The organism is Pseudomonas sp. NGC7 (assembly GCF_047159675.1).
Classification (GTDB): Bacteria; Pseudomonadota; Gammaproteobacteria; order Pseudomonadales; family Pseudomonadaceae; genus Aquipseudomonas; species Aquipseudomonas kermanshahensis.
Genome location: NZ_BAAFZY010000001.1, coordinates 4,154,265 through 4,177,844, shown reverse-complemented (window position 1 = coordinate 4,177,844; position 23,580 = coordinate 4,154,265). Strand labels below are relative to the sequence as shown.

Genomic DNA, 23,580 nt, shown 5'->3' with positions numbered 1-23,580 from the left:
TTCAGATATCCAGCACCAGCAGTGGCGTTTTCGAGCGCGAGCAGCAGGGCGTGAACTGATCGTTCTGCGCCTGCTCCTGTTCCGTGAGGAACAGGTCGCGATGCTCCGGTGTGCCTGCCAGCACGCGCGTCAGGCAGGTGCCGCAAATGCCTTGCTCGCACGACATGGCGATCGCGATGCCGTGCTGTTCAAGCACCTGCACCACACTCTGGTCGGCGGGCACCTCGAAGACCTGGCCGGTGCTGTTCACCTGCACCGAGAAGCTGCCGTCGTTCTGCGTATCAACCGGCGCGGCGGCAAAGTATTCGCGGTGCAGGCAGGCCTCCTGCCAGCCCTGCGCCTTGGCGCTTTCCAGCACATGCTGCATGAACCCGCTTGGGCCGCACACATACAGGTGCATATCGTCTTGCGGGTTGGCCAATACCTGAGCGATGTCCAGTGCAGTCTCGGGTTGCTCGTCGAAATGCACGAACAGGCGGTCAGCGAAGGCGGCACCGCGCATGCGTTCGACGAAGGCTGCACGTTCGCTGGAACGGGCGCAGTAATGCAGTTCGAAGTCCTCGCCGCTGTGGGCCAGTTGCTCGGCCATGCAGAGGATCGGCGTAATGCCGATGCCACCTGCGAACAACAGGCTGCGACGGGCGCCGAGGGCCAGTGGGAACAAGTTGCGCGGTGCGCTGATACGCAAGCGGGCACCGTTGTGCACCTGCTCGTGCAGGCTGCGCGAGCCGCCACGTGAGGCAGGGTCCTTGAGTACGCCGATCAGGTAACGGTGGCGTTCTTCGGGGTGATTGCACAGTGAATACTGGCGGACTTGCCCATCCGGCAGGTGCACGTCAATGTGCGCGCCTGCGCTAAAGGGCGGTAGCAGGCTGCCATCGATTGCGGCCAGCTCGAAGCTGCAGATGTCCTGCGCTTCGTCGTTACGGGAAACCACTACGGCATCGATCATGTCCGTTCCTCGTCAGGCTGGGCTTGCGCTGGTCGCGATCAGTTGGGCTTGGGCCGTGCGTTCGTTGGCGATCAGGCGCTCCAATATTTTGCGCGACTGGACCCCGCCGGCATCGATGTTGAGCTTGAGCAGGTTGCGCTCGGGGTAGGCGAGCAGGTTCTGTTGCTGGCGTTCGAGCATTTCCAGGTCTTCGCTGAAAATCTTGCCCTGGCCCTCGCGGATGTTGGCGGTCAGCGTTTCGTCGTGCGCTGCAAAGTTGCGCGCCATGCCCCAGAAGTACCAGATCGAGGTGTCGGACTCTGGGGTGATGAAGTCGACCACGATGCTCGAGGCTTTATGCTGCGCATCGGCGTGATAACCCCCTTTGCCTGCGTGAGCCACGCCAACTTCGATTAGCACATGGCTGGGTGGGGTGAAGCGGCAGATCTGCCAGCGGTCCACCGGCACATCGTCGGCCAGGCCGTTGCCGCGCAGGGCCATGCGCCAGAACGGCGGCGCCATGATGTTTTCCATGTGCCGGGCAGTCACCACTTCGTCACCGGTGACGGTGGTCACGGGCGGGGCTTCGTCGATTTCCTTCTGACCAATGCTGGAGGCATGCACGTAGGTTTCGTGGGTCAGGTCCATGAGGTTGTCGATCATCAGCCGGTAGTCGCAGCCAATGTGGAACAGCCCGCCGCCGTAGGCCCACGCGTCATTCACCGCCCACTCCAGGTGCGGGATCAGGCTTGGGTCCGCTTGCGCCTGGTCGCCGGGCCAGACCCAGATGAAGCCGTAGCGCTCGACCACCGCGAAGGTCTTGTTGCAAGGGAAGCCCCTGACCCGCTGCCCTGGCATCTCGACGGTCTTGCCGTCGCAGCCCATCACCAGGCCATGGTAGCCACACACCAGGTTGCCGTTTTCGACATAGCCCAACGACAGTGGGGCGCCACGGTGCGGGCAAAAATCTTCCACCGCAGCCACCCGGTTTTCGTGGCCCCTATAGAACACGATCCGCTCCCCGCAGACCTGACGGCCCAGCGGTTTCTCGGCGATTTCATCGGGGGTGCAGGCGACATACCACGTGTTTTTGGGGTACATGAAGGCTCTCCGGAGTAGCGATTGTTTTTATTTAATGGATCCATTAAATGTGGCGGAGGGCGGCAAGGTCAACGATTATGGCATTTTTTGCTGATTTATTTGGGCGATTATCGGACTGCTATGAGTGGTTCTTTGTTTTATGGATCCATTAGCCGGGGTTTTCAGCACCGCTGGATGTCACCCTGCCGCGCTTGAACGATCCGGAACCTGACGAAACCAATCCCGACCTCGCCTGGCACAAAAAGCAGTGGCATGCAGTGCCTAGCGAGACCCTGACCGAACAGGTTTTTTTCAGGTCCTGGACTTCGGCGCGATCACGTTTGAAGCCAGTGGTCGAGACGTTGGCCAGGTTGTTGGAAATGGTGTCCTGGGCGGACAGGCCGGTTTTAGCGACCCAGCGAGCCGGAAGCATGCTGTTCTCCTCGTGCGCCTGTTTACGGCACCCGTTCAAATGTGATTAGCCGATTTGCAATTGAGCGCTTGTACTCATTGAATGTTAGGAAGTATTAGCGCCAAGGTTCAGCGTCGAAAACTGCTAGAAATACCAGGTGACCCGTTCCACTCGCGACGCCGAAGGTTGACTTCCAGATCACCCTTTACGCTTGCCCGACCGACCCGGATCAAAACGCCTTCGCAACACTGGAACTGGATGGCAAGAATGGCTGGCTGCCGATCGGCCCCATTGCAAAGGGTGTCTTCTACCTCACCGCCGACTCCAATCAGGGGTTGCCGAACATCAAGGTCGCACTCGACGTAGTGATCAACATGACGTCCTGGTAACCCTTGCACAGCCGTGACCTACTATGCCTATGGGATACAACGCGCAAAGAGGACAGTCCCCCGATGCTGGTCGTCGAGCAACTGCACAAGTCATTCATCACACCCCAAGGCCCGCTGCCTGTGCTGCAGGGCATCGACCTGCGCCTGGCGCGCGGCAGCAGCCTGGCGCTGATGGGGGAGTCGGGGAGTGGCAAGAGCACCTTGCTGCATTTGATTGCCGGCCTGGACCGGGCCGACAGCGGGCGCATCCTGATTGATGACGAACCCCTCGATGGCCGTTCGGAGACGGCACTGGCGCGGTGGCGCCGGGATGGCATTGGCCTGGTGTTTCAGCAGTACAACCTGATCAGCAGCCTGGACGTGGCGGCCAACCTTGCGTTTCAGGCCCGGCTTGCCAACCGGCATGACCCGCACTGGCTGGCGTACTTGGCAGAGCGCCTGGGGCTGGCTGCGTTATTGACGCGCTACCCGGAACAGCTATCTGGCGGCCAGCAACAGCGGGTCGCCATTGGCCGCGCCCTGGCCGGTCGCCCCGCCTGGGTGTTGGCAGACGAGCCGACCGGCAGCCTTGACGAAGCCAGCAGCGATGAGGTGTTAGGCCTGTTTTTGCAACTGGTCGCCGAGGCCGGCAGCAGTGTCCTGATGGTGACCCACAGCCAGCGCCTGGCGGCGCGGCTAGCGCACAGTTGCTACCTGCAGGCGGGCCGTGTGCGCGCCGAGCACGGCCTATGAGCCCATTGCTGCTGACCCTGCAGGCGCTGCTGAGCCATTGGCGGCGCCATCGCGTGCAGTGCCTTAGCATCTTTACCGGGTTGTGGCTGGCCACTGCGTTATGGACCGGCGTCCAGGCACTCAACAGCCAGGCGCGCAGCGACTACGCCCGCGCCAGTGCGGTACTGGCGGCACCGATGCAGGCGCAACTGGTGCCGCGTGACGGCGAACGCTTCGAGCAGGCGCTGTATGTGCAATTGCGCCAGTTGGGCTGGCCGGTTGCCCCGGTACTGGAGGGGCGGCTGCGGTTTTCTGGCGAGCAGCCGGTGACTGTCCGGCTGATTGGCGTCGAGCCGTTGAGCTTGCCAGTTTCCACCGCCGTGGCCGGTGTGCGGGTGGCCGATTTCGACCTGCAGGCCTTTATTGGCAAGCCGGGGCAGGCCTGGCTAGGGCCGGACACCTTGCGCCAACTGGGCAAAACCGTTAGCGACGTGGCTGTCAGCAGCGAAGGGCAGCGGCTACCACCCTTTGTGCTCAAGCCGGAGTTGGCGCCCGGGGTGATCCTGGTCGACATCGGCCATGCGCAGGCCTTGCTGCAGGCACCCGGACAGCTGTCGCGGCTTCTACTGACAGGGCCTTCGGCGCCCTTGCCCGCAGCCATCGCTGCGCGGCTCGAACTGCAAACACCGAGTGATGACGGTGGCCTGCAACGCCTGACCGAGAGCTTTCACCTGAACCTCACCGCCCTCGGCTTGCTGGCCTTCGTGGTCGGGCTGTTCATCGCCCACGCCGCCATTGGCCTGGCACTGGAGCAGCGCCGTGGCTTGATCAGAAGCCTGCGGGCCTGTGGCGTCAGTTTGCACTGCCTGTTGCTCGGCCTGGCGCTGGAGCTGGGCCTGTTCGCGGTGCTGGGCGGGCTGGCCGGGGTGGCGGGCGGCTATGGGCTGGCCGCGTTGCTGTTGCCGGACGTTGCCGCGAGTTTGCGTGGCTTGTATGGCGCCCAGGTCGCCAGCGTGTTGCACCTGCCGGCTGGGTGGTGGTTGGCTGGGGTGCTGGTGAGTGTGCTCGGGGCCTTGTTGGCGGGGCTGAGCAGTGTCTTGCAGGCGGCGCGCCTGCCCCTGTTGGCGCTGGCTCAACCCCAGGCCTGGCGCTTGGCGCAAGGCCGTTGGTTGCGGCGCCAAACGTGGGTGGCACTGCTGTTGCTGCTGGTGGCGCTTGGCTGTTGGCAACTGGGCCAGGGCTTGGCCAGCGCTTTCGCCTTGCTGGCGGCGTTGTTGCTGGCCTCGGCGTTGCTGTTACCGCCCTTGCTCGACGGCGTGCTGGCCTGGGCTGCGCGTGGGCGCCGACGGCCGCTGTCGCAGTGGTTCGTCGCCGACAGCCGCCAGCAATTACCTGGGTTGAGCCTGGCGCTGATGGCCTTGTTGCTGGCACTGGCCGCCAGTGTTGGCGTGGGCAGCATGACCGAGGGCTTTCGCAAGACCTTCATCGGCTGGCTCGATGCGCGTTTGTCCGCCGACCTTTACTTGACGCCTCGGGACACCGCGCAGGGCCTGCAGATCAGTGAGTGGCTCAAGCAGCAACCTGCGGCCACGGCGGTGCTGCCAGGCTGGCGAGTGGAAACACACCTTAAGGGTTGGCCAGTGCAGGTGCAGGGGGTTATCGACCACCCGGCCTACCGCGACCGCTGGCCGTTGCTGGACCAGCACGCGCAGGCCTGGCAGCAGTTGGCGGCGGGCAAGGCGGTGATGCTCAGTGAACAATTGGCCCGCCGCCTAGGGCTGGCGGTGGGCGACACTTTGATGCTGGCGGCCGACGCTGCGCCGCCCATGACGGTTGTGGGGGTGTACGCCGACTATGGCAACCCCAAGGGCCATGTGCTGGTCAATGCCGACTGGCTGCGCAGGCATTGGCCGCAGGCGACATTGACCGGCCTGAGCGTGGATGTCGCGCCCACGCACCTGGCACCCCTCAAAGCTGAGTTGCAGCAGCGCTTTGCCCTGGACGACAGCCGGGTGGTCGAGCAATCGCGCCTGAAGCGCTGGTCGACCGAAGTGTTCAACCGCACCTTTGCCGCCACCGCCGCCCTCAACAGCCTGACACTGGGTGTCGCCGGCGTGGCCATGTTCATCAACCTGCTGACCCTGAGCCAAAGCCGCCTGGGCCAGCTGGCGCCGCTTTGGGCATTGGGTGTGCGGCGCACGCAACTGGTTTGGCTGACCCTGGGCCAGACGCTCATGCTGAGCAGCCTCACCGTGCTGCTGGCGATCCCTGTCGGTGTCGTGTTGGCCTGGTGCCTGGTGGCGGTGGTGAACGTGCAGGCATTTGGCTGGCGGTTGCCGCTGTATGTGTTTCCTGGGCAATTGGTGCAACTGGCGGTGCTGGGCATCCTCACCAGCCTGCTGGCCAGTGCCTGGCCGCTTTGGCAACTGGCGCGGCGCCAGCCCAGCGATCTGTTGAGGCAGTTTGCCGATGAACGTTAAAGCCTGTGTCGTGCTGTGCGCGCTGCTGAGCGGCTGCGACCAGCCTGCGCCAGCGCCGCAGAGTTTTGCCGGGTTGGGCGAGCAGGCCAGTGGGTTCAGCCAGGTGATCCGCGATCACCCCTTGGTGTTCCCGCGCGATCACGGTGCTCATGAGGGGTTTCGCATCGAATGGTGGTATGTCACCGCCAACCTTGAAGACGCCCAAGGGCGGGACTGGGGCGCGCAGTGGACGCTGTTCCGTTCGGCCTTGCGCCCAGGGGCGGAAACGGCCGACTGGAACAGCCCGAACCTGTGGATGGGGCATGCTGCCCTGACTGGGCCGGGTGGGCATCGCGCAGGCGAGACCCTGGCGCGTGGCGGTGTCGGGCAGGCAGGCGTCGAGGCCCAGCCGTTCCGGGCCTGGATCAATGACTGGTCACTGCAGGGGGGGGAGGGCATTGCAGGGTTGCACATGAAGGCTGCCGGCCAAGGCTTTGGTTACGACCTGAATCTGCGCAGTGACAGCCCGCTGGTGCTGCACGGCAGCCAGGGCTACAGCGAAAAGTCGGGCAAGGGGCAAGCGTCGTATTACTACAGCCAGCCGTTCTACCGCGTCAGCGGCGAGGTGGAGCGCGATGGCCTATGCATTGCGGTCACCGGGCAGGCCTGGCTGGACCGGGAGTGGAGCAGCCAGCCGCTGGCGGCCGGGCAAACGGGCTGGGACTGGTTTTCACTGCACCTGGACAGCGGCGCGAAGCTGATGCTGTTCCAGGTGCGCGAGGCCAAGGGATTGCCGTATCGGGCGGGGACCTGGGTCAGTGCCCAGGGTGAGGGGGTAGCGCTGCGAAGCGATCAGATTCAGCTTCAGGCGTTGGCCTGGACGCGGCAGGAATACGGCAAGGAGGTGCCGACACGTTGGCGAGTGCGGGTGTTGGCGTACGGCGTTGATGTGCAAGTTGATGCCGTCGAGCCGCGTGCCTGGATGAACACCCGGTTTCCTTACTGGGAGGGGCCGGTGAGGTTGCAGGGGAGTGCGGGCGGGCGGGGGTATCTGGAGATGACGGGGTATTAGGGGCATGCACGGGTGTGAGGCTGCCAGGTGTATGGCGATGGGGGTGTGGCGCCTGTGAGATCGAGCGCCGCCCGCGCGGCGCATCGCGAGCAACGCTCGCTCCTACGTTTGTTTCGGGCCAGTTTCGCCTGTGCAATTTGCGCGCGACCGCCTTGTTGGTCCGACGTAATATCGCGCCATGCACCAAGACGGTCGCGCGCGTTTGCCCCAGGAAATATTGGCCCGAAACAAACGTAGGAGCGAGCGTTGCTCGCGATGCGCCGCGCGGGCGGCGCTCGATCTCGACAGCGCCGCAAACCTCAACCCGATCACCTCAAACCATCACCTCAACCCTTGATCAACCCCCGTAACGCCGCCTTGGCCTCAGGCGTACGCAGGCATTCGATAAACAACTGGCTCTCCCGCTCCACAGTGGCCTCCAGCTCCGCGCGCCCCCCCTCCTTGAGCAGGCGCTTGCTAATTCGCAGCGCTTCTTGCGGGTAACTTTGCAGCCGCCGCGCCAGCTGCCGGGCGGCTGCCAAACACTGTTCGCCATCTTCATGCAGCTCACTGGCCAAGCCCCAGGCTACCGCCTGCTCACCCTCAAGCAACGCGTTGCCCATCAGCAAGCGGGCGGCGCGGGCGTGCCCGAGCATGCGCGGCAGCAGCAGGCTGGAGCCGAACTCCGGGCATACCCCCAGCGGCGCAAACGGCATGCGCAGCTTGGCCGTGCGGCTGACCAGCACCTGGTCGCAATGCAGCAGCAGGGTGGCGCCGATGCCGATCGCCGCGCCACTGACCGCAGCGATCAGGGGTTTATCCAGGCCCATCACAATGCGCATCAGGCGGAACACCGGGCTGTCCCTGTCGCTGGGCGGGTTGTCGAGGAAATCGCGCAGGTCATTGCCGGCGCTGAAGCAGTGGGGGCCGCCCGTGATCAGCACCGCATCAACGTGCGGGTCTTCGCCCGCCGCCAGCAGCAGGTCGCCAAACTGGCGGTACATGGCGATGTTCAGGGCATTGAGCTTGTCTGGGCGGTTGAAGGTCAGGGTGAGCAGGCCCTGGTCCAGGTCGCGTGTGATCAGGTCGTTCATGGCAGCCGCTTTTGTTGTTGTGGTCAGGCCCGGCAACAGGGTGCACACCGGGCATTGGCCACTAGGGTTTATCATGGCGCTCGGCTTGCTGTACAGTCGTTCAGCCCAGTCTACTGCCCGAGAATCGCCGATGAGCCAGGAAGCCCGCTACCACCGCATGCTGCCGGAATTGCGCAAAGCCAACCTGGTCGAGGCGACCTTGGTGTGCCTCAAACGCCATGGTTTTCAGGGGGCTTCGATCCGCAAGATTTCCGCCGAGGCGGGGGTTTCGGTGGGGTTGATCAGCCACCATTACGCGGGCAAGGACGAACTGGTGGCCGAAGCTTACATGGCGGTCACCGGGCGGGTCATGGGCCTGCTGCGCGAAGCCATGGCCCAGGCCGCGCCCACGGCCCGCGAACGGCTGTCGGCGTTCTTCCGTGCCTCGTTTTGCGCCGAACTGCTCGACCCTCAACTGCTCGATGCCTGGCTGGCGTTCTGGGGCGCGGTGAAGACCGCCGATGCGATCAACCAGGTGCACGACCATTCCTACGGTGAGTACCGCAACGAGTTGAGCCGGCTGCTCGCCACGCTGGCGGTGGAAGAGGGCTGGCAGGGCTTTGACGCCGACCTGGCGGCGATCAGCCTGAGCGCGTTGCTCGATGGCTTGTGGCTGGAGTCGGGCCTCAACCCGGGCACCTTTACGCCGGCCCAGGGCGTGCAGATCTGCGAGGCCTGGGTGGATGGCTTGCAGGCCGGTGGTCGGCAACGCTTCAGCCTGCCCAAGGGCTGTTGATCGCCTGTTCAGTAACGAGTAGGCTGCTGTCGCGAGTGTGTAGAACAAACCAATAAAAAAAGAGACTTCACGCAATGACGCCTCGGGTATTGATCGTCGATGACGATCCGCTTATTCGTGACTTGCTGCAGGCCTATCTGTCCCAGGAAGGCTATGACGTGCACTGCGCCGACACCGCAGAAAAGGCCGAGGCATTGCTCGGCAGCCAGGACGTCGACCTGGTGCTGCTGGACATTCGCCTGCCTGGCAAGGACGGCCTGACCCTGACCCGCGAGCTGCGGGTGCGCTCGGAAGTCGGCATCATCCTCATCACCGGGCGCAATGACGACATCGACCGCATCGTCGGCCTGGAGTGCGGCGCCGACGACTACATCATGAAACCGCTCAACCCCCGCGAGCTGGTGTCCCGCGCCAAAAACCTGATTCGCCGTGTACGCCATGCCCGCGAGGTGCACCCGGCGCCCGCCTGCGCACAGTCGCTCAAGCAATTTGCCGACTGGGCACTGGACACTGACCGTCGACGCCTGATCGACCCGCGTGGCGGGCAAACGCTGCTGACCCATGGCGAGTTCCAACTGCTCAGCGTCTTCCTGCGCAACAGCGGCCACACCCTGAGCCGCGACCAGTTGATGGACCAGATCCGCAACCGTGAGTGGGTACCCAACGACCGCTCCATCGACGTGCTGGTCGGCCGCCTGCGCCGCAAGCTGCATGACGACCCGGCCGAGCCGCAACTGATCATCACCATTCATGGCACCGGCTACCTGTTCACCGCCAGCGTGGCCGCGTGAGCACCCTGCGCCGCCTGCTGGCGCTGGCGGTGCTGGTACCAGGCTTGCCAGCAGCGGCGGCTGAGCCGGTGCGCTACTGCGACTACCCCGTGTACCCGCCGATTTCCTGGAGCGATGGCCACCAGGTGCGCGGCCTGGCGCCGACGGTGGTGCGGGAGCTGTTTGCGCGCATGGGCCGAGAGGTGCAAACCGTGGTGCTGGGCAATTGGAAGCGCTGCCTGATGGACGCTGCCGCCGGGCGGGTGGACGTGGTGCTCGCCTACGACAGCGACCAACGTGACCAAGGCATGCGTTTTTCGTCGGTACCGGTGATACGTGAAGAGGTGGCGGTGTTTTTCAATCGCCGCCGGCCCGTGCAGTTTCAGCACCTGGAAGACTTGGCCGGGTACCGTGGTGGCTTGCTCTACGGTGAAAGCTACGGCGCCGACTTCGACCGTTTTGTCGCGCGCCACCAGAACATCGAGCGGGTGTCGTCCAGCCAGCAGAACTTCGGCAAGCTGATCCGTGGGCGCATCGACTTCGTGATCCAGGAGCGGCGTACCGGCGAGCTGTTCATCGAGCACCTGCCCGGCGCCGAAGACATCCGCGCCTTGCCGGCCGCGCTGAGCGTGGACTACCTGCGCGTGGCGGTGTCGCGCCAGTCCTCCCTGAGCCAGCACATGGACGAGATCGACCACCAGTTGCGGCGCATGCACGAAGCTGGCGAGATCGATCGCTGGCTGGAGCAGAGCGAAGTGACCTACCGCGACATGATCAACCTGCCGGCGGATGCCCGATGATCCGCCTGCGCACCGACGGCCTGTTGCGCCGCCTGCTGCTGTTTATCCTGCTGTTCAGCCTGTGCTTCACGGTGCTGGCCAGTTCCGTGCAGCTGTATTTCGAGTACCGCCGCGAGATGCGCGACATCGAGGCGCGCATGGCGTTGATCCGCGCGGGTTACCTGGCCAGCCTGGAGCGCAGCTTGTGGGACCTCGACGAAGCGCAACTGGATGTTCAATTGCGTGGCCTGGTGGACTTTTCAGATGTGGCGCGGGTACGCCTGCTCAGCGATGACTTCACCCTGTTGCGCGGTGAAGCCGAGCCTAAGGGGCCACTGCGCATCGAGCGTTTTCCGCTGGATTACCAGCCACCGTCGGGGCCGGCACGGCACCTTGGCGAGCTGGAGGTGAGCATCGACCTGGGCGCGGTGCACCGGCGGCTGTATGCCACGGGCCTGGCCAGCCTGTTGTGGATGGGGGTGTTTCTGTGTGGCCTGGCGGTCGCGTTGTCTGGCTTGTTCTACCGCCTGGTGACGCGCCATTTGCAAGTCATGGCCGAGTTTGCCCGGCGGATCGGGGCCGGGCACTGGCAGGAGCCGCTGCGCCTGGATCGCCGCCGTTCGGCGCATGCCGATGAGATCGATACCGTGGCGCATGCCCTGGACGACATGCGCCGGGCCATCCTCAGCGACATCGAGCGCCGCGAGCTTGACCGAGTGGCCCTGCAGGACAAGCGTGACGAGCTACAGGCCATGGTCGAGCGGCGTACCGCGAGCCTGGCCCGGGCCAAGGACGAGGCCGAAGCCGCCAACCTGGCCAAGTCACGCTTTTTGGCGACCATGAGCCATGAGCTGCGCACGCCGCTCAATGGCATCCTCGGCATGGCCGAACTGCTACGTGGCGCCAGGCTCGATGCGCTCGACCGGCAACGCCTACAGGCTTTGTACAAGGCGGGCGAAGGGCTGTTGGCCATTCTTAACGAGGTGCTTTGCTTTGCCCGTCTCGAAGAGGGCGAGAGCCAGGCCGAAATGCTCGGTTTCTCACTGCGCCAGTTGTGCACGGAGGTGCTGGCATTGCTCGAACCAATGGCCTTGGAACGCGGCGACACCCTGCACGTGGAGGTCGATGAGCAATTGGCGGCGCATCAGCATGGCGCCGAGCAGTACCTGCGCCAGGTACTGAGCAACCTGCTGGCCAACGCCATCAAGTTCACCGCGCACGGCCAGGTCGAACTCAGGGTGCAGGTGCTGGCCAGCGATCAGAGCGGGCAGCGCTTGCGCGTATCGGTCAGTGACAATGGCATTGGCATCGAACCGGCCATGCAGGCGAAGATTTTTGACCGCTTCGTGCAGGCCAGCGAAGCGGTGGCCCGGCGCTATGGTGGCACTGGCCTGGGCTTGGCGATCTGCAAGCACCTGGTGGAAAAACTGGGTGGTTGCATCGGCCTGAACAGCGTACCGGGGCAGGGCAGTTGCTTCTGGTTCGAGCTCGACATGGCGCGTGGGCAGCCTGCCGTTGCCCATGAGCCGGCCTGCTCGGCGTCGTCCAGCCTGAGTACCCTGGTGGTCGAGGACGTGGCGTTGAACCGTGAGGTGGCGGGTGGGTTGCTGGTACGCGATGGCCACCAGGTGTGCTTTGCCGAGGATGCCGAGCAAGCCCTGCAAGCCTGTGCCCAGCAGCGCTTCGACCTGATCCTGCTGGATGTGCACTTGCCCGGCTTGAGCGGGGTTGAGTTGTGCCGGCGCATCCGCGCCACCCCAGGGCCAAACCGTGGCAGCCGGATCCTGGCGCTGACTGCCGGGGTGCAACCGGCGCAAGTCCCCGATTACCTGGCCGCAGGCATGCAGGGGGTACTGGCCAAACCGCTGCGCCTGGAGCACCTGCGCCAGGCCCTGGCCGAGGTTGCGCCTGCCCCGGTGGCGGCACCTGGCTCGGGCATGGACTGGTCACTGCTGCAAACCCACCGCAGCTTGCTGGGCGAGCCGAAGCTGCAGGCGCTGCTGGCAGTGCTGCGCCAATCGATCGAGCAGCACGCCACGGCGCTGGCCGAAGCCTTGCAGGCACGCGACTGCGCTGCAGTTTCGCACCTGGCGCACCGCCTGGCGGGCAGTTGCGATTCCCTCGGCTTTGCTGGCCTGGCTGGCGTGTTGCGCCGCCTCGAAGACGCCGCCCAAGGCCAAGATGAACAGGCGCTGCTGGCGCTTAGCGAGCCACTAGCGGCACAGCTGGAACAGGCCCGCACCACCCTGAAACAGTTGATCCAGAGCTGACGTACAAAAAACTTACGACTTTTTACATCTTTGATCGGTTCGTACAACGGCACCTTACATCCGTTTCCAATAATCGATGGCAACCGTGTTGCACGCGGTCCATGAGGCTTATTGGAGATAACAATAATGACATGCCGTAGCGCTCAGCCCCTCCTTGAACGATCGTTTTGCACCCCCTGCTACAGCGGGGTGAACCATGACTGACACACACGAAGGCAAAATCCAGCTGACCCGCGCGCTGAAAAGCCGGCACATCTTCATGCTGTCGCTGGGCGGCGTGATCGGCACCGGCCTGTTCATGGGCTCGGGCGTCACCATCAACCAGGGCGGGCCGGTGGGGGCGATCCTGGCCTACCTGGTGGCGGGGCTGTTGATGTACCTGGTGATGGTCTGCCTGGGCGAGCTGTCGGTGCAGATGCCGGTTTCCGGTTCGTTTCAAGCCCATGCCACCAAGTTCATCGGCCCAGCCACGGGCTTCATGATTGGCTGGGTGTACTGGATGAGTTGGGCCACCACGGTGGGCCTGGAGTTCACCGCTGCGGGCATGCTGATGACCCGCTGGTTCCCCGAGGTGCCAATCTGGTATTGGTCGGCGTTGTTCGTGGTCGTGCTGTTCGGCCTCAATGCTCTGGCTACACGGGCCTTTGGCGAGGCGGAATACTGGTTCTCGGGGATCAAGGTGGCGACCATCCTCGGCTTTATCGTGGTCGGCCTGCTGGTGATCTTCGGCGCCATCCCGCTGAACAACGGGGCGCCGGCACCGATGCTGAACAACTTGGTGGGCGAGTCGCTGTTCCCCCATGGCCTGTCGGCGGTGTTCGCGGTGATGATGACCGTGGTGTATGCCTTCCAGGGCTGCGAAATCATGGGCGTGGCGGCCGGTGAGACCGAGCACCCGGAAAAGAGCATCCCTCGGGCCGTGCGCAACGTGGTGTTCCGCGTACTGATCTTCTATGTGCTGGCGATTGCCGTGCTGTCGGCCATCGTGCCGTTCGAGCAGGCCGGGTTGATGGAAAGCCCGTTCGTGCAGGTGTTCGACATGGTCGGCATTCCCTATGCGGCCGACCTGATGAACTTCGTCATCCTCACCGCCATCCTGTCGGTGGGTAACTCCGGGCTGTATGCCTCCACGCGCATCCTCTGGGCCATGTCCAAGAGCGGCATGGCACCCAAGAGCCTGTCGCCGCTGAGCAAGCGCGGCGTGCCACTGCGTGCCCTGAGCATCACCCTGTGCTTTGCCCTGGTGTCACTGATGACCAGCTTCGTGGCTGCCGACACCTTGTTCATGGTGTTGATGGCCGTGAGCGGCATGTCGGGCACTGTGACCTGGATTGTCATCGCCCTGGCGCAGTACCGGTTCCGCAAGGCATACCTGCGTGATGGCGGGCAACTGCAGGACCTCAAGTACAAGGCGCCGCTGTACCCCTTGGTACCGCTGCTGTGCATCACCCTGTGCTGTTCGCTGTTCGTGTTTCTGGCCATTGATGAGACCCAGCGGCCGTCGTTGTACTGGGGCTTTGGTTTCATTGCCCTGTGCTATGCGGCGTATTACGGGGTGAACCGCCGGCGGCAAGGGGCCTTTGCACCGAGTGCGCCTGGGGTTTGACGCCGCTTGTTGGTGCAGCCTTGTGCTGCGAAGAGGCCGGTGCAGGCATCGACATTGTTTTGAGCCTGCACTGGCCTCTTCGCAGCACAAGGCTGCTCCTACAAGGGAAGCGCCAGGGTTTTGATCCGAGTTGTGCAAAGTTGTAACAACCCATCCCGCCTTGTTGAACACTCGTTTAGTATCACCTTCATCACGTCCTCCACCCCAATAACAACAGCGAGGCCTCCCATGACCACCCCGTCATCGTCAGTGTTGAGCAAGGTCGAAGCCGGCGTTGCCTGGCTCACCCTCAACCGCCCCGAGCAGCGCAACGCACTGGACATTCCCACCCTCAAGCAACTGCATGCCCTGCTCGACACCTGCAACAGCGACCCCGCCGTCCGTGTGGTGGTGCTGACCGGCAGCGGGCGCAGCTTCTGTGCCGGCGCCGACCTGGCGGAATGGGCCGAGGCCGAGGCCCGTGGGGCACTGGAAAGCTACGGCTGGACCGAGACCGCCCACGCCCTGATGCTGCGCCTGCACAGCCTGGATAAACCGACCCTGGCCGCCATCAACGGCACCGCCGTCGGCGGCGGCATGGACCTGAGCCTGTGCTGTGACCTGCGCATCGCTGCTGCTTCGGCACGCTTCAAAGCCGGATACACCAGCATGGCCTACAGCCCCGATGCCGGCGCCAGCTGGCACCTGCCACGGCTGATTGGCAGCGAGCAAGCCAAACGGCTGTTGTTCCTCGACGAACTGTGGGGCGCCGAACGGGCTTTGGCGGCAGGGCTGGTGAGCGAGGTCTGCGCCGACGAGCAATTGCCTGCGGTGGCCGCTGAACTGGCGGGCCGCCTGGCCAACGGCCCGACCTTCGCCTACGCGCAGACCAAGCGGCTGATCCGCGAAGGCGCCCAGCGCACCCTCGCCGAGCAACTCGAAGCCGAGCGCCAGGCTGGCTTGCTATGCGGGCGCAGCCAGGACGGCGTCGAGGCGCTCAAGGCGTCGGTAGAACAGCGCCCAGCGCACTTCGTCGGCCAATAACCCGTTACCTCTTCAGGACCTTCGCAGATGAATTTCCAACTGACCCAAGAACAAGAAATGTTGGTGGATGCGGTACGCAGCTTCGTGGCCAAGGAACTGCTGCCCCATGAAGAAGCGGTAGACCGTGCCGACGCGGTGTCGCCGGAACTGGCTGCGCAGATCCGCGGCAAGGCCATCGCCGCCGGGTTCTATGCCTTCAACATGCCTGAAGAAGTCGGCGGCGGTGGCCTTGATTACCTGTCCCAAGCGCTGATCGAGCGCGAACTGTCCAAGGTTTCCTGGGCGCTGCACGTATTCGTAGCGCGCCCTTCGAAGATTCTCATGGCCTGCAAGGACCAGCAGATCACCGACTACCTGCTGCCGTGTGTGCAGGGCGAAAAGACCGATTGCTTCGCCCTTACCGAGCCTGGCGCGGGCTCGGACGCCAACGCCATCAAGACCCGCGCCGTGCGCCAGGGCGATGACTTCGTGATCAACGGCAGCAAACACTTCATCAGCCACGCCGGGCATGCCGACTTCGCCATCGTCTTCGCGGTGACCGACACCTACGAGCACAACGGGCGCAAACGCAATGCGGTCACCGCTTTGCTGGTCGACCGGGACACCCCCGACATGATCATCCGCCGCGGGCCCAAGTGCGTGAGCAACCGCGGCTATCACACCTACGAGCTGTTCTTCGACGACTGCCGGGTGCCAGCCAGCAACGTGCTGGGCGAAGTCGGCAAAGGCTGGGAGGTGGCCAACGCCTGGCTTACCGCTGGCCGGGTGATGGTCGCCGCCAACTGCGTCGGCCAGGCCCAGCGAGCACTGGACGTATCGCTGCAGTGGGCCGCCGACCGCAAGCAATTTGGCCAGCCCATCGGCAGCTACCAGGGTGTGTCGTTCAAGCTGGCAGACATGGCCACGCAGATCCGCGCCGCCGAACTGCTCACCCTGCACACCGCCTGGAAGATGGACCAGGGCAGCATGACCGATGGCGAGGCGGGCATGGCCAAGTTGTTTGCCAGCGAAGTGCTGGGGAAGGTCGCTGACGAAGCCGTGCAGATTTTTGGCGGCATGGGCCTGATGGATGAGGGGCCGGTCGAGCGCATCTGGCGCAACGCCCGCATCGAGCGGATCTGGGAGGGCACGTCGGAAATCCAGCGGCACATCATTTCCCGTGAGCTGCTGCGCCCGTTGCTGCGCTGATCGACCTGGAGACTCAGCATGTCGCATTCCAATCGTGACAACCTCAAGCGCCTGCTGGCGCCACGGCACCTGGCCTTCGTGGGTGGGCGCAGCATGGCCCGTGCCCTCAAGCGCTGTGCCGAAGGTGGCTTTGCCGGCCCGCTGTGGCTGGTCAACCCGCAACACGCGAGCCTGGAGGGCATCCCTTGCGTGGCGCGGGTGGCAGACCTGCCATGCGCCCCAGACGCGGTGTTCATCGCCACCCACCGTGAACTGACCCTGCAGTGTGTCGCGGAACTGGCCGCCATCGGTGCCGGTGGCGCCATCTGCTACGCCTCCGGCTTCGCCGAAAGCGGTGAACAAGGCCGTCTGTTGCAGCAGCGCCTGCTTGAGGCCGCTGGCAGCATGGCTTTGCTTGGCCCCAACTGCTATGGCCTGCTTGACTACTTGCACGGTGCGGCCTTGTGGCCTGTTGCCCATGGCGGCAAGCAGGTGGAGCAGGGCGTGGCGATCCTGACCCAGAGCGGCAATTTTGCCTACAACCTGTCCATGAGCGACCGCTCGCTGCCGGTGGCCTACATGGCATCGGTCGGCAACCAGGCGCAGTTGGGCGTGGCCGAACTGATGGACGTGCTGCTCGACGACCCACGGGTGACCGCCATCGGCTTGCACCTCGAGGGCCTGAAAAACGTGCCGGGCTTTGCCCGCGCCGCCTACAAGGCACTGCAACAGGGCACCCCGATCATTGCCCTGAAAACCGGCGTGTCGCAGATCGGCGCTGAACTGGCGCTCAGCCACACCAGTTCGCTGTCAGGCTCCGATGTCCTGTACGACAGCCTGTTCCAGCGCCTGGGTGTGATCCGCGTGAGTGGCCCGGTGAGCTTCGTCGAGACCCTCAAGGCTGCCGCCTGTGGCCGTTTGCCGGCCGGCGATCGGCTGATCGCCCTGGCCTGTTCGGGCGGCGATGCGGGCTTGATCGCCGACTACGCCGAGCGCAACCAGTTGCGCCTGCCCGCGCTGGCGCCAGGGCAGGTGAGGGCTCTGGCCCAGGTACTTCCGGCCTACGCCAACCTGGTCAATCCGCTGGACTTCACAACAGCGATCTGGGGCGATGAAGTGGCCCTGCAACAGATGCTCGACAGCACCCTGGGCGCTGACACCGATGCCGCCATGCTGGTGCTCGACTACCCCGCAGCGTTCACCGGTGAGCGCAAGGAATGCGACCTGTTGCTGGCGCTTTACTGCGACGCCCTGGCGCGCCACGGCAAGATCGGCTTCGTCACCTCGGCGTTCCCCGAGCTGTTGCCAGCCTCGGCCCGTGAGCGCCTGCATGCCCATGGCATCGCCGCGCTGCAAGGCGTGGAAGATGGCCTGGCAGCGTGGGGGCGGATCGTGGCCTATCAGCGCAACCGCCAGCGGCTGCTGGAACAGGGCGAGGCGGCGCAGGTGCCGCTGTGCCCACGGCCCCTCGCAGGTGAAAGCCGCCTGCTGGACGAATGGCAGTCCAAGCAGGCCCTGAGTGCGTTTGGCCTGCCGGTGCCGGGCGGGGTGCTGAGTACCCCGGAGCACGCGCTAAACGATGCCAACCGCGTTGGCTACCCGCTGGTGCTCAAGGCGGTCAGTGCGCAGTTGCCGCACAAGACCGAAGCCGGTGCGGTGGCGCTGAACCTGCGTGATGGCGCAGCGCTGCAGGCCGCCCTGGCGCAGATGCGCCAGCGCATCGACGCCTATGCGCCGGGGGTAGCGTTCGACCAGGTCTTGCTCGAACCCATGGCGCCGCCGCCCTTGGCCGAGTTGATCGTCGGCATCAAGCGTGAAAACGACTTTGCCCTGGCCTTGGTGATCGGGGCGGGCGGTGTGCTGGTGGAGCTGCTTAAAGACAGCGTCAGCCTGTTGCTACCCACCACCGACAGCGCCATTCGCGCAGCACTGCTTGGCCTGCGCAGCGCCAGCCTGCTGCAGGGTTTTCGGGGTCGCCCGGCTGCCGACCTGGATGCCCTGGTGGCGGCGATCCGCGCGGTGGCCGACTACGCCTGCGAAAACGCCGGGCAGTTGCTGGAATTGGATGTGAACCCATTGATGGTCGGTGCCCACGGCACCAGCGCGGTCGATGCGCTGATCCGCCTCGGCCAGCCGCAAGGAGATCAGCATGAATGAGCACTCGATGACCGCCGGCCAGGCGCTGGTACGGTTGCTGGCCAACTATGGGGTGGATACCGTGTTCGGCATCCCAGGGGTGCACACGCTGGAGCTGTACCGCGGCTTGCCCGGCAGTGGCATCCGCCATGTGCTGACGCGGCATGAGCAGGGCGCGGGCTTCATGGCCGATGGTTACGCCCGGGTCAGCGGCAGGCCGGGCGTGTGTTTTGTCATCACCGGCCCAGGCGTGACCAATGCCGCCACTGCCATCGGCCAGGCCTATGCCGACTCGATCCCGTTGCTGGTGATATCCAGCGTCAACCACACCGCCAGCCTGGGCAAAGGTTGGGGCTGCCTGCACGAAACCCAGGACCAGCGCGCCATGACCGCGCCGATCACGGCGTTCTCCGCCGTGGCACTGAGCGCTGAAGACCTGCCCGAGCTGATTGCCCGTGCCTGGGCAGTGTTCGACAGCGAACGCCCGCGCCCGGTGCACATCTCGGTTCCGCTGGACGTGCTGGCCGCGCCGGTTGCCCGCGACTGGAGCGACGCGGTGGTACGTCGCCCTGGGCGCGGCCAGCCCGACCGGGGCACGCTGGAGCAGGCCGCGCTGAAACTGGCCGCAGCGAAACGGCCAATGATCATTGCCGGCGGTGGCGCACTGCAGGCCGCCGCGCAACTCGAACAGTTGAGCACTCGCTTGGCAGCGCCGCTATTCACCAGCGTCGCTGGCAAGGGCCTGCTGCCGCCTGAGGCGCCATTGAACGCGGGTTCTAGCCTGTGCGTCGCGCCGGGCTGGCAGATGATCAGCGAAGCCGATGTGGTGTTGGCGGTGGGTACCGAAATGGCCGATACCGACTTCTGGCGCGAGCGCCTGCCGCTCAACGGTGAGTTGCTGCGGGTCGACATCGACCCACGCAAGTTCAACGATTTTTACCCGTGCGCGGTGGCCTTGCACGGCGATGCTCGACAGACCCTCGACGCTTTGCTGGCGCACTTGCCCGAGGTCGAGCGCGACCCTCGCCAGGCCATCGAAGCGGTGGCCGGCCTGCGCCAGGCCATTCGCACTGGGCACGCACCGTTGCAGGCCATCCATCAGGCCATTCTCGACCGCATCGACGCGGTGCTGCCAGACGACGCCTTCATCAGCAGCGACATGACCCAACTGGCCTACACCGGCAACTACGCCTTTGCCAGCCGGGCGCCGCGCAGCTGGTTGCACCCCACCGGTTACGGCACCCTCGGCTATGGCTTGCCGGCGGGTATCGGCGGCATGCTCGCCACTGATCATCGCCCCGGCCTGGTGCTGGTGGGCGACGGCGGCTTCCTCTACACCGCCCAGGAACTGGCCACTGCGGTCGAGGAACTGGACCGGCCGTTGGTGGTATTGCTGTGGAACAATGACGCCCTTGGCCAGATCCGCGACGATATGCTCGGCCTGGATATCGAGCCGGTCGGCGTACTGCCGCGCAATCCTGATTTCATCGGCCTGGCCCGTGCATTTGGCTGCGCGGTGCGTCAGCCACGTGACCTGGATGCCTTGCAGGCTGACCTGGCCGACGGCTTCGCCACGCCAGGCGTGACCTTTATCGAACTCAAACATACCTGCGTCTGCTGACCGCAGCGCATCGTCCATAACAAGAGAAACCACCATGCAATTTCGCCGTACGCTCCTCGCTGCCTCCCTGGCCCTGCTGATCACCGGCCAAGCCCCGCTGTATGCCGCGCCGCCGCTGTCGATGGACAACGGCAGCAACGCGCTGACCGTGCAAAACAGCAACGCCTGGGTCGAGATCAGTGCCAGTGCCTTGCAACACAACATTCGCACCCTGCAAGCGGAGCTGGGTGGCAAGTCCAAGCTGTGCGCCGTGCTCAAGGCAGACGCCTACGGCCACGGTATTGGCCTGGTGATGCCGTCGGTGATCGCCCTTGGCGTACCTTGCGTGGCGGTGGCCAGCAACGAGGAAGCCCGCGTGGTGCGGGCCAGCGGCTTCACCGGGCAATTGGTGCGGGTACGCCTGGCCAGCCTGAGCGAGCTGGAAGATGCCCTGCAATACGACATGGAAGAGCTGGTCGGCAGCGCCGAGTTCGCCCGCCAGGCCGATGCCATCGCCGAGCGCCATGGCAAGACTTTGCGCATTCACCTGGCGCTCAACTCCAGCGGCATGAGCCGTAACGGCGTGGAAATGGCCAGCTGGAGCGGGCGAGGTGAGGCACTGCAGATCACCGACCAGAAGCACCTCAAGCTGGTGGCGTTGATGACCCACTTCGCCGTTGAAGACAAGGATGACGTGCGCAAGGGCTTGGCAGCGTTCAACGAGCAGGCCGACTGGTTGATCAAACATGCCAAGCTCGACCGCCGCCAACTGACCCTGCACGCCGCCAACTCCTTCGCCACCCTGGAGGTGCCGGAAGCACGCCTGGACATGGTCCGCACCGGCGGTGCGCTGTTCGGCGACACCGTGCCCGAGCGTACCGAGTACAAGCGTGCCATGCAGTTCAAGTCGCGGGTGGCGGCGGTGCACAGCTACCCGGCTGGCAACACTGTCGGCTATGACCGCACCTTCACCCTGGCGCGCGACTCGCGCCTGGCCAATATCACCGTCGGCTATTCCGACGGCTACCGCCGGGTGTTCACCAACAAGGGCCATGTGCTGATCAACGGCCACCGCGTGCCGGTGGTGGGCAAGGTATCGATGAACACCTTGATGGTCGATGTCACCGACTTCCCCGATGTCAAGAACGGCAACGAAGTGGTGCTGTTCGGCAAACAGGCCGGTGGCGAGATTACCCAGGGCGAGATGGAGGAAATCAACGGCGCTTTACTGGCCGACCTCTACACCGTGTGGGGCAGCTCGAACCCCAAGATTCTCGTCGATTGACCGCATTTGAAGGGAGACTGCCATGCGCTATGCCAAGCTGACCCAACGCATCGCCGGTGACGGTGCTGCCGCCTGGGACATCCACTACCGCGCCCTGGCGATGCAGGCCGAGGGCAAGGACGTTTTGCTGCTGTCGGTGGGCGACCCGGACTTCGACACCCCGGCCCCCATCGTCGAGGCGGCCATCGACAGCCTGCGTGCCGGCCACACCCATTACGCTGATGTACGCGGCAAGCTGGCGCTGCGCCAGGCCATTGCCGATCGTCACCGGCAGCGCAGCGGCCAGCCCGTCAGTGCTGACCAGGTCACGGTACTGGCGGGTGCCCAGTGCGCCTTGTTTTGCGTCGCCCAGTGCGTGCTCGACCCGGGTGATGAAGTGATCGTCGCCGAGCCGATGTACGTCACTTACGAGGCGGTGTTCGGTGCCTGTGGTGCCACGGTGGTGCCGGTGCCGGTCAAGCCGGAGAACGGTTTTCGGGTGTGCCCGCAGGACGTGGCCGCGCGCATCACCCCCCGCACCCGCGCCCTGGCCCTGAACAGCCCGCACAACCCTTCGGGCGCGAGCTTGCCGCGCTCTACCTGGGAGGCGTTGGCCGAGCTGTGCGTCGCCCACGACCTGTGGCTGATCTCCGACGAGGTGTACAGCGAACTGTTGTACGAAGGCGAGCATGTCAGCCCGGGCAGCCTGCACGGCATGGCCGAGCGCACCGCGACCCTCAACAGCCTGTCTAAATCCCATGCCATGACCGGTTGGCGGGTGGGCTGGGTGGTGGGCTCGCCTGAGCTGGCCACGCACCTGGAGAACCTGGCGCTGTGCATGCTCTATGGCTCGCCGGACTTTATCCAGGACGCCGCCGTGGTGGCCTTGAATCAGCCCTTGCCCGCCCTTGAGGCGATGCGCGACGCCTATCGCCAGCGCCGGGACCTGGTGTGCGAACAGTTGGCTGGTTGCCCGGGCGTCAAGGCGCTCAAACCCGACGGTGGCATGTTCGTGATGGTCGATATCCGCGAAACCGGCCTCAGTGCCCAGGCCTTCGCTGACCGCCTGCTGGACCGCGAAGGTGTGTCGGTACTGGCGGGAGAAGCCTTTGGCCCGAGCGCCGCCGGGCATATTCGCCTGGGGTTGGTGGTAGGCGCCGAAGCCTTGACCGAGGCGTGCCAGCGCATTGCCCGGTGTGCGGGTGAACTGATGCAAGGAGAACTGTCGTGAATGTATTGATCGTCCATGCTCACCCCGAGCCGCAATCCTTCACCGCCGCCCTGCGTGACCAAGCGGTGGCTACCTTTCGCGCCCAGGGCCACGCGGTCAAGGTCAGCGACCTGTATGCCATGGGCTGGAACCCGGTGGCCAGTGCGGATGATTTCGCCACGCGGGAGAACCCCGAGTACCTGGTGTACGCGCTGGAGCAGCGCCTGGGGGTGAAGAGCGGCGCCATTGCCGCAGATATCCAGCAAGAGCTGGACAAGCTGTTATGGGCCGACTTGCTGGTGCTGAACTTCCCAGTCTTCTGGTTCTCGGCGCCGGCCATGCTCAAGGGCTGGATCGATCGGGTGCTGGTGTCGGGTGTCTGCTATGGCGGCAAGCGCTTCTACGACCAGGGTGGGCTGGCCGGCAAGAAGGCACTGGTGACGGTGACCCTTGGCGGACGTGAGCACATGTTCGGCGAAGGGGCTGTCCATGGGCCGCTTGAGGACATGTTGCGGCCGATTCTGCGGGGGACGCTGGCGTACGTTGGCTTCGATGTACTGCCGCCGTTCGTGGCCTGGCATGTGCCGTATATCAGCGACGAAGCGCGGCAGGGTTTTCTGCAGCAGTACCAGCAGCGCCTGCAGCAGTTGGCGGATGATCAGCCGCTGGTGTTCCCGCGGTTGGCGCAGTTCGATGAGGCGTTGTACCCGTTAAGTTGATGGGGGCTGTTGAAAAACGGGGGCCGCTTTGCGGCCCTTTCGCGACGCAAGGCCGCTCCTACAAAACCGAGTTCGGCCAGAAAAAACGACCACCCACACATTCGGGGTATGTTGCCCTCAAGCAAATCCCCCGA

Annotated in this window: 18 protein-coding genes and 1 pseudogene; 15 read left to right on the top strand and 4 right to left on the bottom strand. The window is 64.7% G+C overall.

The window, feature by feature from the left end; genetic code table 11:
- Position 1: 1 nt before the first annotated feature.
- The 3 genes and pseudogenes from ACMCNM_RS18650 to ACMCNM_RS18640 form a co-directional block, all read right to left on the bottom strand.
- Complete coding sequence (locus ACMCNM_RS18650; protein WP_275750861.1) at positions 2-952, bottom strand: PDR/VanB family oxidoreductase; 951 nt, start codon at positions 950-952, stop codon at positions 2-4.
- Between the two features lie 12 nt (positions 953-964).
- Positions 965-2,032, bottom strand: coding sequence for a Rieske 2Fe-2S domain-containing protein (locus ACMCNM_RS18645; protein WP_412765131.1), 1,068 nt, complete (start codon positions 2,030-2,032; stop codon positions 965-967).
- Positions 2,033-2,324: 292 nt separating this feature from the next.
- Positions 2,325-2,444 (bottom strand): annotated as a pseudogene (locus ACMCNM_RS18640) (flagellar basal body protein); the annotation flags it as partial.
- 431 nt (positions 2,445-2,875) lie between these two features.
- Here ACMCNM_RS18640 and ACMCNM_RS18635 point away from each other — a divergent pair.
- From ACMCNM_RS18635 to ACMCNM_RS18625, 3 genes are read left to right on the top strand one after another with little or no spacing between them, the layout of a single operon-like run.
- Complete coding sequence (locus ACMCNM_RS18635) at positions 2,876-3,544, top strand: ABC transporter ATP-binding protein (RefSeq protein WP_186703184.1); 669 nt, start codon at positions 2,876-2,878, stop codon at positions 3,542-3,544.
- On the top strand, positions 3,541-6,003 hold the full coding sequence (locus ACMCNM_RS18630; RefSeq protein WP_412765130.1) for an ABC transporter permease: 2,463 nt from the start codon (positions 3,541-3,543) through the stop codon (positions 6,001-6,003). Before ACMCNM_RS18635 ends, ACMCNM_RS18630 begins: the two co-directional genes overlap by 4 nt.
- On the top strand, positions 5,993-7,054 hold the full coding sequence (locus ACMCNM_RS18625; protein ID WP_412765129.1) for a lipocalin-like domain-containing protein: 1,062 nt from the start codon (positions 5,993-5,995) through the stop codon (positions 7,052-7,054). The genes ACMCNM_RS18630 and ACMCNM_RS18625 overlap by 11 nt, the downstream gene beginning before the upstream one ends.
- Positions 7,055-7,380: 326 nt before the next feature.
- Here the strand turns inward: ACMCNM_RS18625 and ACMCNM_RS18620 are convergent, their stop codons facing one another.
- Positions 7,381-8,127 (bottom strand): enoyl-CoA hydratase, encoded by a 747-nt coding sequence (locus ACMCNM_RS18620; protein ID WP_412765128.1) that lies wholly within the window; start codon positions 8,125-8,127, stop codon positions 7,381-7,383.
- 130 nt (positions 8,128-8,257) lie between these two features.
- On the opposite strand from ACMCNM_RS18620, the gene ACMCNM_RS18615 reads away from it, so the two are divergent.
- The 12 genes from ACMCNM_RS18615 to ACMCNM_RS18560 all read left to right on the top strand — a co-directional run bounded on the left by ACMCNM_RS18615 (position 8,258) and on the right by ACMCNM_RS18560 (position 23,446).
- On the top strand, positions 8,258-8,902 hold the full coding sequence (locus ACMCNM_RS18615; protein WP_027593676.1) for a TetR family transcriptional regulator C-terminal domain-containing protein: 645 nt from the start codon (positions 8,258-8,260) through the stop codon (positions 8,900-8,902).
- 74 nt (positions 8,903-8,976) lie between these two features.
- On the top strand, positions 8,977-9,693 hold the full coding sequence (locus tag ACMCNM_RS18610; RefSeq protein ID WP_099428974.1) for a response regulator: 717 nt from the start codon (positions 8,977-8,979) through the stop codon (positions 9,691-9,693).
- Positions 9,694-9,698: 5 nt separating this feature from the next.
- Positions 9,699-10,472, top strand: coding sequence for a substrate-binding periplasmic protein (locus ACMCNM_RS18605; protein WP_027593674.1), 774 nt, complete (start codon positions 9,699-9,701; stop codon positions 10,470-10,472).
- Positions 10,469-12,721, top strand: a complete 2,253-nt coding sequence (locus ACMCNM_RS18600) for an ATP-binding protein (protein WP_412765127.1) — start codon at positions 10,469-10,471, stop codon at positions 12,719-12,721. Before ACMCNM_RS18605 ends, ACMCNM_RS18600 begins: the two co-directional genes overlap by 4 nt.
- A 196-nt stretch (positions 12,722-12,917) precedes the next feature.
- Complete coding sequence (locus ACMCNM_RS18595; protein ID WP_027593672.1) at positions 12,918-14,327, top strand: amino acid permease; 1,410 nt, start codon at positions 12,918-12,920, stop codon at positions 14,325-14,327.
- A gap of 228 nt (positions 14,328-14,555) precedes the next feature.
- Complete coding sequence (locus ACMCNM_RS18590) at positions 14,556-15,350, top strand: enoyl-CoA hydratase/isomerase family protein (protein WP_412765126.1); 795 nt, start codon at positions 14,556-14,558, stop codon at positions 15,348-15,350.
- A gap of 27 nt (positions 15,351-15,377) precedes the next feature.
- Positions 15,378-16,538 carry an acyl-CoA dehydrogenase family protein gene (locus ACMCNM_RS18585; RefSeq protein ID WP_412765125.1) on the top strand — a complete coding sequence of 387 codons (1,161 nt, stop codon included), beginning with the start codon at positions 15,378-15,380 and terminating at the stop codon, positions 16,536-16,538.
- Positions 16,539-16,556: 18 nt separating this feature from the next.
- Positions 16,557-18,674: an acetate--CoA ligase family protein gene (locus ACMCNM_RS18580; protein ID WP_412765124.1), complete on the top strand. Its 2,118-nt coding sequence runs from the start codon at positions 16,557-16,559 to the stop codon at positions 18,672-18,674.
- Positions 18,667-20,274, top strand: a complete 1,608-nt coding sequence (locus ACMCNM_RS18575) for a 5-guanidino-2-oxopentanoate decarboxylase (RefSeq protein WP_412765123.1) — start codon at positions 18,667-18,669, stop codon at positions 20,272-20,274. Before ACMCNM_RS18580 ends, ACMCNM_RS18575 begins: the two co-directional genes overlap by 8 nt.
- 34 nt (positions 20,275-20,308) lie before the next feature.
- Positions 20,309-21,538 (top strand): alanine racemase, encoded by a 1,230-nt coding sequence (alr, locus tag ACMCNM_RS18570; RefSeq protein ID WP_027593667.1) that lies wholly within the window; start codon positions 20,309-20,311, stop codon positions 21,536-21,538.
- A 22-nt stretch (positions 21,539-21,560) separates the two neighbouring features.
- Positions 21,561-22,748, top strand: coding sequence for a pyridoxal phosphate-dependent aminotransferase (locus tag ACMCNM_RS18565; protein WP_412765122.1), 1,188 nt, complete (start codon positions 21,561-21,563; stop codon positions 22,746-22,748).
- Positions 22,745-23,446 (top strand): NAD(P)H-dependent oxidoreductase, encoded by a 702-nt coding sequence (locus tag ACMCNM_RS18560; protein ID WP_412765121.1) that lies wholly within the window; start codon positions 22,745-22,747, stop codon positions 23,444-23,446. The genes ACMCNM_RS18565 and ACMCNM_RS18560 overlap by 4 nt, the downstream gene beginning before the upstream one ends.
- Positions 23,447-23,580: the final 134 nt, after the last annotated feature.

What these genes read in the sequence shown, in the direction of transcription:
- ACMCNM_RS18650 (WP_275750861.1), bottom strand. Translation starts at nt 952, where the DNA reads ATGATCGATGCCGTAGTGGTTTCCCGTAACGACGAAGCGCAGGACATC.
- ACMCNM_RS18645 (WP_412765131.1), bottom strand. Translation starts at nt 2,032, where the DNA reads ATGTACCCCAAAAACACGTGGTATGTCGCCTGCACCCCCGATGAAATC.
- ACMCNM_RS18635 (WP_186703184.1), top strand. Translation starts at nt 2,876, where the DNA reads ATGCTGGTCGTCGAGCAACTGCACAAGTCATTCATCACACCCCAAGGC.
- ACMCNM_RS18630 (WP_412765130.1), top strand. Translation starts at nt 3,541, where the DNA reads ATGAGCCCATTGCTGCTGACCCTGCAGGCGCTGCTGAGCCATTGGCGG.
- ACMCNM_RS18625 (WP_412765129.1), top strand. Translation starts at nt 5,993, where the DNA reads ATGAACGTTAAAGCCTGTGTCGTGCTGTGCGCGCTGCTGAGCGGCTGC.
- ACMCNM_RS18620 (WP_412765128.1), bottom strand. Translation starts at nt 8,127, where the DNA reads ATGAACGACCTGATCACACGCGACCTGGACCAGGGCCTGCTCACCCTG.
- ACMCNM_RS18615 (WP_027593676.1), top strand. Translation starts at nt 8,258, where the DNA reads ATGAGCCAGGAAGCCCGCTACCACCGCATGCTGCCGGAATTGCGCAAA.
- ACMCNM_RS18610 (WP_099428974.1), top strand. Translation starts at nt 8,977, where the DNA reads ATGACGCCTCGGGTATTGATCGTCGATGACGATCCGCTTATTCGTGAC.
- ACMCNM_RS18600 (WP_412765127.1), top strand. Translation starts at nt 10,469, where the DNA reads ATGATCCGCCTGCGCACCGACGGCCTGTTGCGCCGCCTGCTGCTGTTT.
- ACMCNM_RS18595 (WP_027593672.1), top strand. Translation starts at nt 12,918, where the DNA reads ATGACTGACACACACGAAGGCAAAATCCAGCTGACCCGCGCGCTGAAA.
- ACMCNM_RS18590 (WP_412765126.1), top strand. Translation starts at nt 14,556, where the DNA reads ATGACCACCCCGTCATCGTCAGTGTTGAGCAAGGTCGAAGCCGGCGTT.
- ACMCNM_RS18585 (WP_412765125.1), top strand. Translation starts at nt 15,378, where the DNA reads ATGAATTTCCAACTGACCCAAGAACAAGAAATGTTGGTGGATGCGGTA.
- ACMCNM_RS18580 (WP_412765124.1), top strand. Translation starts at nt 16,557, where the DNA reads ATGTCGCATTCCAATCGTGACAACCTCAAGCGCCTGCTGGCGCCACGG.
- ACMCNM_RS18575 (WP_412765123.1), top strand. Translation starts at nt 18,667, where the DNA reads ATGAATGAGCACTCGATGACCGCCGGCCAGGCGCTGGTACGGTTGCTG.
- alr (WP_027593667.1), top strand. Translation starts at nt 20,309, where the DNA reads ATGCAATTTCGCCGTACGCTCCTCGCTGCCTCCCTGGCCCTGCTGATC.
- ACMCNM_RS18565 (WP_412765122.1), top strand. Translation starts at nt 21,561, where the DNA reads ATGCGCTATGCCAAGCTGACCCAACGCATCGCCGGTGACGGTGCTGCC.